The organism is Erwinia psychrophila, from assembly GCF_039023475.1.
Lineage (GTDB): Bacteria > Pseudomonadota > Gammaproteobacteria > Enterobacterales > Enterobacteriaceae > Erwinia.
On the sequence record NZ_JBCHVB010000005.1, the window covers coordinates 207,798 to 221,051 of the forward strand.

Below are 13,254 nucleotides of genomic sequence, written 5' to 3' on the forward strand. Positions count from 1 at the left end.
ACCACAACATCACTGGCGGCCTGAACTGACCGGACATATCCTTCAGGCAAAAAAAAACCAGCCACCCTGGGGTGACTGGTTTATCAGGCGAACAGGCCAGTGGTGGCCCGTCAGCTGTTACGCATCGCGACGACGGGTCGGCGCTGCGCCACCGTCTTCACGACGTGGACCACGGTTGCCACCGTCACGGCTGAAACCACCGCTACGGCGCTCGCCGCCACGGTCGTTGCTGAAGCGACGCGCGCCTTCAGGACGATCGCCACGGCCAGCTTCACGACGCTCGCTGAAACCACCACGAGGGGCTCCGGCGCCTGCGCCACGGCGCTCAGCACCACGATCGTTGCTGCGCGGCTGGGCATCACCAATCAGCTGCATATTCATCGGCTTGTTCAGAATACGCGTGCGGGTGAAATGCGTCAGAATGTCACCCGGCATGCCTTTCGGCAGCTCGATAGTGGAATGGGTACCAAACAGCTTGATGTTACCGATGTAACGGCTGCTGATATCACCTTCGTTAGCAATCGCACCAACGATGTGACGCACTTCAACGCCATCATCACGGCCCACTTCAATGCGGTAAACTTCCATATCGCCAACGTCACGACGCTCACGACGCGGACGATCGCCTGCCGCTTCGCTACGTGGTTCACGCGGACCACGGTCCGGGCGATCGCCACGACGGTCATCACGCTCTTTAAACTCACGACGCGGACGCTGTGGCGCATCAGCAGGAACGATCAGAGGACGTTCACCCTGAGCCATTTTCAGCAGAGCGGCGGCCAGCGTTTCGATATCCAGCTCATCTTCTGCCGGCTGCATTTTGCTCAGCAGTGCGCGATACTGTTCCAGATCGCTACTTTCCAGCTGCTGCTGTACTTTAGCCGCGAACTTGGCCAGACGACGCTCACCCAGCAAGGCTGCATTAGGCAGTTCGACTTCTGGAATAGTCAGCTTCATGGTGCGTTCAATGTTACGCAGCAGACGACGCTCGCGGTTCTCAACGAACAGCAGAGCACGGCCGGCACGACCAGCACGACCGGTACGGCCGATACGGTGAACGTAAGACTCCGCATCCATAGGGATGTCGAAGTTAACCACCAGGCTGATGCGTTCAACGTCCAGGCCACGGGCCGCAACGTCGGTGGCGATCAGGATATCCAGACGACCATCTTTCAGGCGCTCCAGCGTCTGCTCACGCAGAGCCTGATTCATGTCACCATTCAGCGCGGCGCTGTTGTAACCGCTGCGCTCAAGCGCTTCAGCCACTTCCAGCGTTGCGTTTTTGGTACGCACGAAGATGATAGCTGCATCAAAGTCTTCCGCTTCCAGGAAGCGAACCAGCGCGTCAGTCTTACGACCGTAAGCGGTCCAGTAGCTCTGGCTGATGTCCGGACGGGTAGTCATGCTTGACTGGATACGCACTTCCTGCGGATCTTTCATAAAGCGTTTGGTGATGCGACGAATTGCTTCTGGCATCGTGGCGGAGAACAGGGCGGTCTGATGGTTCGCCGGGATCTGCGCCATAATAGTTTCAACGTCTTCGATGAAGCCCATACGCAGCATTTCATCAGCTTCGTCCAGCACCAGGCCGCGCAGGTTAGAAAGATCTAACGTGCCACGTTTCAGGTGATCTAACAGACGGCCAGGGGTACCCACAACAACTTGTGGACCCTGACGCAGAGCGCGCAGCTGTACGTCATAACGCTGACCACCGTAAAGGGCGACCACGTTAAGGCCTTTCATATGTTTAGCAAATTCGGTTATAGCTTCGCCTACCTGAACCGCCAACTCACGGGTTGGTGCCAGCACCAGGATCTGAGGTGCTTTCAGGGAGCTATCAATGTTATTCAGCAGTGGCAGCGAGAACGCTGCAGTTTTTCCGCTTCCTGTCTGAGCCATACCCAGAACATCACGACCCGCCAGCAGGTGTGGAATACATTCCAGCTGGATTGGGGAAGGCTTCACGTAGCCCATACCGTTCAGTGATTCGAGGAGATCGGCGCTCAGGCCCAGGTCAGCAAAAGTGGTTTCAATATCAGTCATGTAGTACACGTGCCTCTTAGATTGCGGCGGCCAGTCTACATAACTCGTCGTGAAAACATTTAGTCATTTTCATCAAAAAGTGTGAACCGGCTCAAATTAGTGGTTTCGACGAACAAGAAAGCCCTCATCCGCTAAGATGATGACATTTCGAAAAAAAGGGCAATAAAAGTTCGTCAGCTATTGCTGGTCAGATTCTGATAGATCGTCTTGTGTCTGGCCGAGTAGCGCCAGCTCCAACAATGCATATCGGTGCTCAACAAAGTTATGTACGTTGTTGGCGACCGTCAGCTTGAACAACGCTTCTGCGTCGTCCTTCTCCCCCAGACTTAGGTAATGTTTACCTAAATAGAAGTTGGTTTCACTGAGATGTTCAGCGAGCGAGGTGTTATCCGTTGCGTCCGCCTTGAGGCTGTCTATCAGCTTACTTTCGCTGATATCCCCCAGGTAGAACTCGACAATATTCCATCCCCATTGGTCCCTGACCGCTTTGTCGTAACGCTGTTGTAGCGCCGCGACGGCCTTTTCCGCGTCAATTTCTCGTTCATCGAGATAAAGCCACAAACTGCGGAAGGGATCGTTAGGATCGTCTTGATAAAACGCCAGCAGATCATCTTGCGCCAGTTTAAACCTTCCGCCGTAATACAGTGCGATACCACGGTTTAAACGCGCATAATTGTAAGTTGGATCAAGCTCAAGTACAGAATCGAACGCTTCATAGGCAGCATCAAAATTGCCTGCCTGCGTAAGATAAATGCCTAAGTAATTGAATACTTCAGGCATATCGGGTCTGACAGACAGCGCTTGTGAAAAATCATTTCGCGCCAGTGCTCTCAAACCTAAACTATCATACAACACTCCGCGCTCATATAACAGCTGTGCGCGTTCATCATCGCTCAGGGCCCGACTGGCAAGTATTTGTTCCATGCGCGCCAGAATGACTTCCTGCTGCAACGTGGGCTGCAACGGGACGGCCAGAACCTCACTCTTACGCCAATCAGAGTTGCTGCATCCTGCCAGCGTTAAAGCTGTCGCAACGAAACACCAGCGCAAAAAAGGCTTCATTTCCCACTCCCGAATACAAACAATGGGATGACCATCCATTCATCCGCCTGCCGTGCACAAGGTGTCTTCCTGCCCTCGCGATGAAACAGCTCCCCATACCAGACGCGGCATGGGGAGCTTATTGGTATGACGTTACTCTGCTTCAGGCGCTGGCGTCGCAGCCGCTTCAGGCTCTGCCTGTTCGGTCGCTTCTTTGATGCTCAGGCGCACACGGCCCTGACGATCAACTTCCAGAACCTTCACCGGGACTTCCTGGCCCATCTGCAGGTAATCAGTCACTTTCTCAACGCGCTTGTCAGCGATCTGAGAAATATGAACCAGACCTTCTTTACCGCCGCCGATAGCCACGAAGGCACCGAAGTCAACGATGCGGGTCACTTTACCGTTGTAGATACGGCCCACTTCGATTTCTGCGGTGATCTCTTCGATACGACGAATAGCAAATTTCGCTTTCTCGCCGTCGGTTGCAGCAATTTTAACGGTACCGTCATCTTCGATTTCGATGGTGGTGCCGGTCTCTTCGGTCAGGGCACGGATAACAGAGCCGCCTTTACCGATGACGTCTTTGATTTTGTCCTGACTGATCTTGATGGTGTGAATGCGTGGCGCAAACTGAGAGATATCGCCGCGTGGGGTGCTGATAGCCTGTTCCATCACGCCCAGGATATGCAGACGCGCACCTTTAGCCTGATTCAGCGCCACCTGCATGATTTCACGGGTGATACCTTCAATTTTAATGTCCATCTGCAGCGCGGTGATGCCTTCACGGCTACCGGCAACTTTGAAGTCCATGTCGCCCAGATGATCTTCGTCACCCAGGATATCGGACAGCACCACAAAGTTTTCGCCGTCTTTCACCAGACCCATCGCGATACCCGCTACGGCAGCCTTGATCGGCACACCCGCGTCCATCAGCGCCAGAGAGGCACCACACACGGACGCCATTGAAGACGAGCCGTTCGATTCGGTGATTTCAGAGACAACGCGCACGGTGTACGGGAATGCATCGCCTTTCGGCATCACGGCCAGCACGCCGCGCTTCGCCAGACGACCGTGACCAATTTCACGACGCTTAGGCGAGCCAACCATACCCGTTTCACCAACGGAGTAAGGAGGGAAGTTATAGTGGAACAGGAAGTTGTCGGTACGTTCGCCCATCAACTCATCCAGGTTCTGCGCATCACGTGCGGTACCCAGCGTAGCGGTAACCAGCGCCTGAGTTTCACCACGGGTGAACAGCGCGGAGCCGTGAGTACGTGGCAGCACGCCGGTACGCACATCCAGGCCGCGGATCATGTCTTTCTCACGTCCGTCGATGCGGGGCTCGCCACGCAGGATGCGGCTACGGACCACTTCCTTTTCCAGACCGTGCAGGATATCGCTGATTTCACCTTCGTCCAGGCTCTCATCTTCAGCCAGCAGCGTAGCGGTAACTTCCGCTTTGATGTCGCCAACCTGGGTATAGCGTTCCTGCTTTTCGGTAATGCGGTAAGCGTCGCTCAGGCGGGATTCCGCCAGGGCAGCAATACGGGAGTGTAACGATTCGTTTACAGCTTCCGGCTGCCAGTCCCAGCGAGGCTTGCCCGCTTCTGCAACCAGGGAGTTGATCTGATCGATAACGATCTGCTGCTGCTCGTGGCCAAATACCACAGCGCCCAGCATCTGATCTTCGCTCAGCAGTTCAGCTTCAGACTCAACCATCAGCACGGCGCCCTGGGTACCGGCAACCACCAGGTCCAGCTTGCTCTCTTTCAGCTCATCGCTCGTTGGGTTCAGCACATACTGATCGTTGATATAACCAACGCGGGCTGCACCGATCGGGCCATTAAAAGGCATACCGGAAAGGCTGAGCGCTGCGGAAGCACCGATCATCGCGACGATGTCCGGGTTGACCTGCGGGTTAACGGAAACCACGGTAGCGATGACCTGGACTTCGTTAACAAAACCTTCAGGGAACAGCGGGCGAACAGGACGGTCAATCAGACGCGAGGTCAGCGTTTCACCTTCGCTCGGACGGCCTTCACGACGGAAGAAGCTGCCCGGAATACGACCAGCAGCGTAAGTACGCTCCTGATAGTTAACGGTCAACGGGAAAAAGTCCTGGCCTGGCTTAGCGCTTTTCTTGCCGACAACGGTCACGAACACAGCGGTGTCGTCCATGCTTACCATTACGGCTGCGGTTGCCTGACGAGCCATCATACCGGTCTCAAGGGTGACGGTATGCTGACCATACTGGAATTTTCTTACGATCGGATTCAGCAAAATTATGTCCTTAACGTCCTGGCAGAGCACTGACTCTGCCGTTAATTTTCAATCCTCATCTGCATCCTCGCGACTAATGACAATCTTTAATCCCCGCCCGGGAATAAAGCCTCTCATTAGCCGCGCGAAACGCTGCAACTGAAGATCACACTCGTAAACAATACAATAGTTTGGTCGGAAATGCTGCGGCTCACCTGAAAAAAGGGGCCCTAAAGGCCCCTTTTTAGCGAAACTCGCACGAATCTGCCTTTATGCCGTTTTTCGGTTCAGATTGCGCTGAAACGATGGCGTGGCCGATTCTGAGACTTAGCGACGCAGACCCAGACGCTCGATCAGGCTGGTGTAGCGCGCAACGTCTTTACGCTTCAGGTAATCCAGCAGTTTACGACGCTGGGAAACCATACGCAGCAGACCGCGACGGCTGTGGTGATCTTTCTTGTGCTCAGAGAAGTGACCCTGCAGGTGGTTAATCTGAGCAGTCAGCAGAGCAACCTGAACTTCGGTAGAACCGCTGTCGTTAGCATCACGACCGTAATCGGCAACGATCTGCGCTTTAGTTTCAACACTTAGAGACATATTACAACTCCAAATTATAAGATAAATGTACAGGCGCCGATCTCTAATTCAGCAACCCAATGTAAAGCCGCGCCATTCTACTCTTAGCCGCAAACTTACGCAAATGACTAGTCGGAATATTCTACAACCAGCCGCCGTGGCGCGACGCGACCATCCTCTGCAATTTCCGCCATCCCGATAAACTTGCGTTCATCGCCTTCCGTCACCCTCACCAGCCCGGAATCCGGCGCGTTAGTCGCCTGAACCGGCATGCCCTGCTTAAAGTAAGCGGAGACGGTGGCCGGCAGATTGACCTCAGGCCAGGCCGCAGCCGGACTGTCCATCGGCATCAGTAAAGGGTCCAGCAGGTCCGCAGGCGTTCGCTCTGTGCGGTACGCTTCTTCACTCAGCGCGGCCAGCTGCTCCAGCGTCACCATACTGGTGATGGGATAGGTGGCTACCTGCAGGCGCCGCAGAAAAATCACGTGCGCGCCGCAGCCCAGCATCTCACCAAGATCGTCGGTGATGGTGCGGATATAAGTGCCTTTTGAGCAGTGGATTTCCAGCTCAAGCTCATCCCCTTCCCAGCGAATAAACTGCAGGTCGTATACGGTAATGCTGCGTGCTTCGCGCGGAACTTCAATGCCTTCACGGGCATATTCATACAGCTTGCGGCCCTGATACTTCAGCGCTGAGTACATGGACGGCACCTGCTGAGTTTCCCCACGGAAACTTTCCAGCGCGCGATCCAGCTCTTCCTGCGTAAAGGTTACCGGACGCTCACTGATTACCGCACCATCGGCATCAGAGGTGTCTGTGCGCTGACCCAGTCGGGCAATCACGCGGTAGCGTTTATCGGAGTCCAGCAGATACTGGGAAAACTTGGTGGCTTCGCCCAGGCAGATAGGCAGCATGCCTGTCGCCAGCGGATCCAGTGCGCCAGTGTGGCCGGCACGGTTTGCCGTGAACAACCGCTTTACTTTCTGCAGGGCATCATTGCTTGAAAGCCCCTGAGGTTTGTCCAGCAGCAGAACACCGTGGACGTCGCGACCGCGACGACGAGGACGGCTCATCAGTCTTCCTTCTTGTCTTCTTCCTGCACTTCGCCCGGTCCACGGCGCTCAGCGTCGTTTTTGACCACGTTCGTCACCAGGTTAGACATGCGCATCCCCTCAACCAGCGAGTTGTCGTAGAAGAAGGTCAGTTCAGGCACGATACGCAGGCGCATTGCTTTACCCAGCAGTGAGCGAATGTATCCCGTGGAATCACCCAGCGCGCGCAGACCGCCTTTGATGGCGTCTTCGTCTTTGTCATTCAGGAAGGTAACAAATACTTTGGCATAGGCCAGGTCGCGAGAGAGCTCTACGCCTGAAACAGTTACCATCATGCCCAGACGGGGATCTTTGATCTCACGCTGTAAAATAATGGCGATCTCTTTTTGCAGTTCCTGAGATACGCGCTGTGGACGGCCAAATTCTTTCGGCATATTAATATTCTCCATATTGAGACTGTATCCCCCCACTAATCAGAGTGAGGCCGACAAAGTAACCATAGTTCATTATCAAGGCTGAAGGTGCAGGGCATAGCCGTCGGCGTTCAGGCCAGACAGGACAGAAAACGAACTCTGAGCGCGTCATCTGAAGGGGTTTGAGCCAGAACTTGCTACTGCGATGCTCCCCGGTCGTTTGGGTCGCCAAACTTGCTGGTCTGCGCCCTGCGATAACAGAGTTTGAGCGCCAGCAGCCTTCACGCATAAGGGGGGATACAGATTGCGGGAGGCACGATGGCCTCCCACATACGTCGCTGTTTAAACGAGCTATTACGCGATGGTGCGCTGAATTTCGATAATTTCGAAGACTTCGATCATATCGCCAACGCGAACATCGTTGTAGTTCTTCACGCCGATACCACATTCCATGCCGTTACGGACTTCGTTGACGTCATCCTTGAAGCGACGCAGAGATTCCAGCTCGCCTTCATAGATAACCACGTTGTCGCGCAGTACGCGGATTGGGTTGTGACGCTTGATGTTGCCTTCGGTCACCATACAGCCCGCGACAGCACCAAACTTCGGTGATTTGAACACGTCACGCACTTCGGCCAGGCCGGTGATCTGGTGCTTATACTCAGGCGCCAGCATACCGCTCATCGCCTGCTTCACTTCGTCAATCAGGTTATAGATGACGGAGTAGTAACGCAGATCCAGACTTTCTGAATCGATAACGCGACGGGCAGACGCATCAGCACGGACGTTGAAGCCAACCAGAATCGCATTGGAGGCTGCAGCCAGCGTGGCATCGGTCTCGGTGATACCACCCACGCCGGAGCCAACGATTTTGACCTTCACTTCTTCGGTCGACAGCTTCAGCAGGGAATCGGAGATCGCTTCGACGGAACCCTGTACGTCAGCTTTCAGCACGATGTTCAGCTCGGACACTTCGCCTTCGGTCATGTTGGCAAACATGTTTTCCAGCTTGGACTTCTGCTGACGAGCCAGCTTAACTTCGCGGAATTTGCCCTGACGATAGAGCGCAACTTCACGCGCTTTCTTCTCGTCACGTACCACGGTCGCTTCATCACCGGCAGCAGGTACACCTGACAGGCCAAGGATCTCAACCGGGATAGACGGGCCAGCTACGGTGACTTCACGTCCCAGCTCATCACGCATAGCGCGCACGCGGCCATACTCAAAGCCGCAGAGCACGATATCGCCTTTATTCAGCGTACCTTCGCGCACCAGAACGGTAGCAACCGGACCACGACCTTTATCCAGGAAGGATTCGATAACCACGCCGCTCGCCATACCCTGACGAACAGCGGTCAGCTCCAGGACTTCCGCCTGCAGCAGGATCACGTTTAACAGATCATCAATACCGGTACCCGCTTTCGCCGATACGTTGACGAACATGTTTTCGCCGCCCCACTCTTCCGGCACGATACCGTACTGGGTCAGTTCGTTTTTAACGCGATCCGGATCGGCTTCTGGCTTATCGACCTTGTTCACCGCAACGACAACCGGCACTTTCGCCGCTTTAGCATGCTGGATAGCTTCGATAGTCTGTGGCATGACGCCATCGTCGGCGGCCACAACCAGGATAACGATATCCGTTGCCTGAGCACCACGAGCACGCATGGCGGTAAACGCGGCGTGGCCCGGAGTATCCAGGAAGGTGACCATACCGTTGTCGGTTTCAACGTGGTATGCACCAATGTGCTGGGTAATGCCGCCCGCTTCGCCTGAGGCGACTTTCGTGGAGCGAATGTAGTCCAGCAGTGAGGTTTTACCGTGGTCAACGTGACCCATGATGGTAACAACCGGCGCACGGGACTCCATCGCAGCATCGGTATCACGATCGCTCATTACCGCTTCTTCCAGCTCATTCTCACGGCGCAGCGTCACTTTATGACCCATTTCTTCCGCGACCAGCTGGGCAGTTTCCTGATCGATAACCTGGTTGATGGTGGCCATTGCGCCCAGCTTCATCATCGCTTTGATGACCTGAGAGCCTTTCACCGCCATTTTGTTAGCCAGTTCCGCTACGGTGATGGTTTCACCGATGATCACGTCACGGTTAACAGCCTGAGCCGGCTTGTTAAAGCCCTGCTGAAGGGTGCTTGGCTTACGCTTGCCGCCTTTACCGCCGCGGAACTGCGCACGCGCTTCCTCGCGGTCAGTTTTGGCTTCAGAGTGCTTGTTGCCTTTCTTACGCTGTGCCGGTTTAGCCGGACGGGCAGCGCGGGTACGGCGGTCGCCTTCAACCTGCGCGTCGTTCTCATCTTCTGCCGCACGAGCGTGGGTAGATGTGGTGACGTGGTAGTCAGAAGTATCTTCCACTTCTTTCTCCGCTTCAGCCCACTCGGAGCCCTTCTCTTCCGCCATTTTACGGGCCTCTTCCGCTACGCGCTTCGCTTCTTCTTCGATCTTGCGACGCGCTTCTTCTTCAGCTTTACGCTTCAGCTCTGCGGCTTCGGCTTCGCGACGGGCTTTGTCAGATTGGGTAGCCCGGGTCATATCGTCGGTATGTTGATTGCTCACTTTATCTTTTTCCGCTGCTTCACGTTTGGCTTTATCAGCTGCCTCACGTTTAGCCTGCTCCTCGGCTTCACGCTTCGCTTTCTCTTGAGCTTCGCGCTTGGCTTGTTCTTCAGCCTCACGACGAGCCAGTTCTTCCGCTTCACGCTGTGCCTGCTCTTCTGCTTCAGCCTGCTCGGCTTCGGCAGGATCGCCTTTTACATAGGTGCGCTTTTTGCGGACTTCAATTTGCACCGACTTACTTTTACCGCCGGTGCCAGGGATATTCAAGGTGCTGCGCGTCTTGCGCTGCAGAGTCAGTTTACCAGAACCGCCGGTGTGATCACGGTTCAAATGGTTAAGGAGCGTCTCTTTTTCCTGCTGCGTCACAGAGTCTGTTTCAGTCTTACGGATCCCTGCATCAGCAAATTGCTGTACCAGGCGTTCTACCGGGGTCTGAATCTCTGCGGCCAGCGATTTTACGGTTACATCTGTCATGCTGTTCCTTCCTGCTTACAGTTTATTACGCGTCGTCGCCGAACCAGCAGATATTACGTGCAGCCATAATCAGCTCACCAGCCTGTTCATCGTTCAGGCCATCAATATCTGACAGATCGTCAACACCCTGCTCGGCAAGATCTTCCAGCGTGCATACGCCTTTCGCTGCCAGCTTGTACGCCAGTTCGCGATCAAGACCTTCCAGGCCCAGCAAATCTTCTGCTGGCTGGTTGTCGCCAAGGCTCTCTTCTTTAGCAAGAGCCAGAGTGGTTAACGCATTTTTCGCACGATCGCGCAGCGCTTCTACTGTCTCTTCATCCAGACCGTCGATTTCCAACAGCTCATTGATCGGGACGTAAGCCAGTTCTTCCAGCGAAGAGAAGCCCTCTTCGACCAGCACGGTGGCAAAGTCTTCATCAATATCGAGATGTTTGGTAAAGACGTCGATGGCGGCATGGGCCTCAGCCTGATGCTTCGCTTGCAGATCGTCGACCGTCATTACGTTCAGCTCCCAGCCACTCAGCTGCGAAGCGAGACGGACGTTTTGGCCATTACGACCAATCGCCTGAGCCAGATTTCCGGCTTCAACGGCGATATCCATGGTGTGATTATCTTCATCCACCACGATAGAGGCGACATCCGCCGGGGCCATTGCGTTGATAACAAACTGTGCAGGATTATCATCCCACAGTACGATATCAATACGCTCGCCACCCAGCTCGCTGGATACCGCCTGAACGCGTGCACCGCGCATGCCTACGCAGGCGCCGACCGGATCGATACGCTTGTCGTTGGTTTTGACGGCGATTTTGGCCCGGGAGCCTGGATCGCGCGCGGCTGCTTTAATTTCAATCACTTCTTCGCCAATTTCCGGCACTTCGATGCGGAAAAGTTCAATCAGCATCTCCGGTTTAGAACGGCTGACGAACAGCTGAGCACCGCGTGCTTCAGGACGTACAGCGTAAAGCACACCGCGGATACGGTCGCCCGGACGGAAGTTTTCACGCGGCAGCATGTCTTCACGAATGATGACGGCCTCTGCGTTACTGCCCAGATCCAGAGAGATGTTATCGCGGTTTACTTTCTTCACCACGCCGGTGATGATTTCGCCTTCCTGCTCGCGGAACTGATCGACCACCATGGCGCGTTCAGCTTCGCGCACTTTCTGCACGATAACCTGCTTGGCCGTCTGCGTGGTGATACGGTCAAAGGTCACAGATTCAATCTGGTCCTCAACATATTCGCCCAGATTGAGTGATTCATCTTCATAACGCGCGGCATCAAGAGTGATTTCACGCGTTGGCATCGTCACTTCATCAACGATAACCCAGCGGCGGAAAGTGTCAAAGTCGCCGCTTTTACGATCGATGCTGACGCGGACGTCGATTTCCTGCTCATATTTTTTCTTGGTTGCTGTCGCCAGGGCGCTTTCCAGCGCTTCGAAAATCTTCTCACGTGGGAGAGATTTTTCGTTCGATACGGCCTCGACTACAGCTAAGATTTCTTTGTTCATCCTGGTATGCCTCAATCCGGACTTTTAAAAGTGGGGAACCAGGTTCGCCTTCTGGATATTGCTCAGCGCGAACACTTCGTCGTTACCCTCAACGGTAACAGTGATCATTTCACCTTCAACAGATTTAATGATTCCCTGCCATTTGCGGCGGTTCTGTACGGCCATACGCAGCACCAGGCTTACTTCTTCGCCGGTAAATCGTGCGTAGTGCTCAGCGGTGAAGAGTGGGCGCTCAAGGCCTGGTGAGGAGACTTCAAGGTGGTAGGCGACGGTTATCGGATCTTCAACGTCGAATACGGCGCTTACCTGGTGGCTGACATCAGCGCAATCGTCAACAGTGATGCCATCTTCACTATCAATATAGATGCGCAACGTGGATGTGCGAGCGCGTACAAACTCAATACCAACCAGTTCGTAGCCTAACGCTTCTACCGGTGCTGAAATCAGCTCTGTTAATTTTTGCTCTAATGTGGACAATCCCACCCCCAAGACATAAAAAAAGGGCTTAATAGCCCAGTGTGCTGTTTCCTGATAACAAAAAACCCCGAAAATTCGGGGCTTTATGCGACTGGACCCTGTACGCCATCACTGGCGGTTCGGCACAATCCAAAAGAATTTTTTTCAAAATCTGCTGAAATGCGCGTTACGTTGCATACAGTATATTTGAAAAAGAACTCTAAGGGAAAGTGGTTGCGGGGGCCGGATTTGAACCGACGACCTTCGGGTTATGAGCCCGACGAGCTACCAGGCTGCTCCACCCCGCGTCCGAAAACGTGGCAAATACTACGCCGACCTTGCATAAAATGCAAGCAAAACTGAGATTTGGTACCGAGGACGGGACTTGAACCCGTAAGCCCATGCGGGCACTACCACCTCAAGGTAGCGTGTCTACCAATTCCACCACCACGGCACAAAAGATTGCGACTTTTTTATTTCTGTCGCGTCGAAATGACGTTTCTTACTGCTTACTGCGGGATATCGCTAGACGGCGAGGCCGGTTTCGCTGGCTGGCTCTGCTGCGACTGTGCAGGCTGAGTCAGATTTTCCCACTCGCTTCCTTTCTGGGTTTTGTTGCTGTTGAGGTTGCCCAGAATCAAGCTGATGATGAAGAACAATGCTGCCAGTACTGCGGTCATACGGGTCATGAAATTGCCAGAACCGTTAGAGCCAAACAGCGTTGCAGAAGAGCCTGCACCAAATGACGCGCCCATATCAGCGCCTTTACCTTGCTGCAGCATGATCAGACCGACAAGGCCGATTGCCACAATAAGGAAAACTACCAAAAGAGCTTCGTACATATTCAACCTGT

General features: G+C 54.3%; 11 protein-coding genes and 2 tRNA genes. All 13 read right to left on the bottom strand.

Translation table 11 applies throughout. The features are described from left to right. Positions 1 to 117 precede the first annotated feature (117 nt). The gene (locus AAH446_RS14045) at positions 118 to 2,043 is read right to left on the bottom strand and encodes a DEAD/DEAH family ATP-dependent RNA helicase (RefSeq protein ID WP_342907311.1); all 1,926 of its coding nucleotides are present in this window, start codon (positions 2,041 to 2,043) and stop codon (positions 118 to 120) included. A gap of 16 nt (positions 2,044 to 2,059) precedes the next feature. After that, positions 2,060 to 2,116, bottom strand: coding sequence for a protein YrbN (yrbN, locus tag AAH446_RS19780; RefSeq protein ID WP_152540238.1), 57 nt, complete (start codon positions 2,114 to 2,116; stop codon positions 2,060 to 2,062). A gap of 104 nt (positions 2,117 to 2,220) precedes the next feature. Then, positions 2,221 to 3,105, bottom strand: a complete 885-nt coding sequence (gene nlpI, locus AAH446_RS14050) for a lipoprotein NlpI (protein ID WP_342907396.1) — start codon at positions 3,103 to 3,105, stop codon at positions 2,221 to 2,223. A gap of 132 nt (positions 3,106 to 3,237) precedes the next feature. Further along, positions 3,238 to 5,367, bottom strand: a complete 2,130-nt coding sequence (gene pnp / locus AAH446_RS14055; RefSeq protein ID WP_342907312.1) for a polyribonucleotide nucleotidyltransferase — start codon at positions 5,365 to 5,367, stop codon at positions 3,238 to 3,240. Positions 5,368 to 5,673: 306 nt separating this feature from the next. After that, on the bottom strand, positions 5,674 to 5,943 hold the full coding sequence (gene rpsO / locus AAH446_RS14060; protein WP_024966694.1) for a 30S ribosomal protein S15: 270 nt from the start codon (positions 5,941 to 5,943) through the stop codon (positions 5,674 to 5,676). 107 nt (positions 5,944 to 6,050) lie between these two features. Then, entirely contained in the window at positions 6,051 to 6,995 is a 945-nt protein-coding gene (gene truB, locus AAH446_RS14065; RefSeq protein ID WP_342907313.1) for a tRNA pseudouridine(55) synthase TruB, read from the bottom strand. Further along, positions 6,995 to 7,408, bottom strand: a complete 414-nt coding sequence (gene rbfA, locus AAH446_RS14070; RefSeq protein ID WP_342907397.1) for a 30S ribosome-binding factor RbfA — start codon at positions 7,406 to 7,408, stop codon at positions 6,995 to 6,997. Before rbfA ends, truB begins: the two co-directional genes overlap by 1 nt. 333 nt (positions 7,409 to 7,741) lie before the next feature. Then, on the bottom strand, positions 7,742 to 10,432 hold the full coding sequence (gene infB / locus AAH446_RS14075; RefSeq protein WP_342907314.1) for a translation initiation factor IF-2: 2,691 nt from the start codon (positions 10,430 to 10,432) through the stop codon (positions 7,742 to 7,744). 25 nt (positions 10,433 to 10,457) lie between these two features. Continuing rightward, a complete protein-coding gene (gene nusA / locus AAH446_RS14080) occupies positions 10,458 to 11,945 on the bottom strand; it encodes a transcription termination factor NusA (RefSeq protein WP_342907315.1) in 1,488 nt (495 codons plus the stop codon). A gap of 24 nt (positions 11,946 to 11,969) precedes the next feature. Next, positions 11,970 to 12,422, bottom strand: a complete 453-nt coding sequence (rimP, locus tag AAH446_RS14085) for a ribosome maturation factor RimP (protein WP_342907316.1) — start codon at positions 12,420 to 12,422, stop codon at positions 11,970 to 11,972. Positions 12,423 to 12,632: 210 nt separating this feature from the next. Further along, positions 12,633 to 12,709: transfer RNA gene (locus tag AAH446_RS14090), tRNA-Met, on the bottom strand. Positions 12,710 to 12,768: 59 nt separating this feature from the next. Further along, positions 12,769 to 12,855 (bottom strand) — tRNA-Leu (locus tag AAH446_RS14095). A 55-nt stretch (positions 12,856 to 12,910) separates the two neighbouring features. Next, a complete protein-coding gene (secG, locus tag AAH446_RS14100; protein ID WP_342907317.1) occupies positions 12,911 to 13,243 on the bottom strand; it encodes a preprotein translocase subunit SecG in 333 nt (110 codons plus the stop codon). Positions 13,244 to 13,254: the final 11 nt, after the last annotated feature.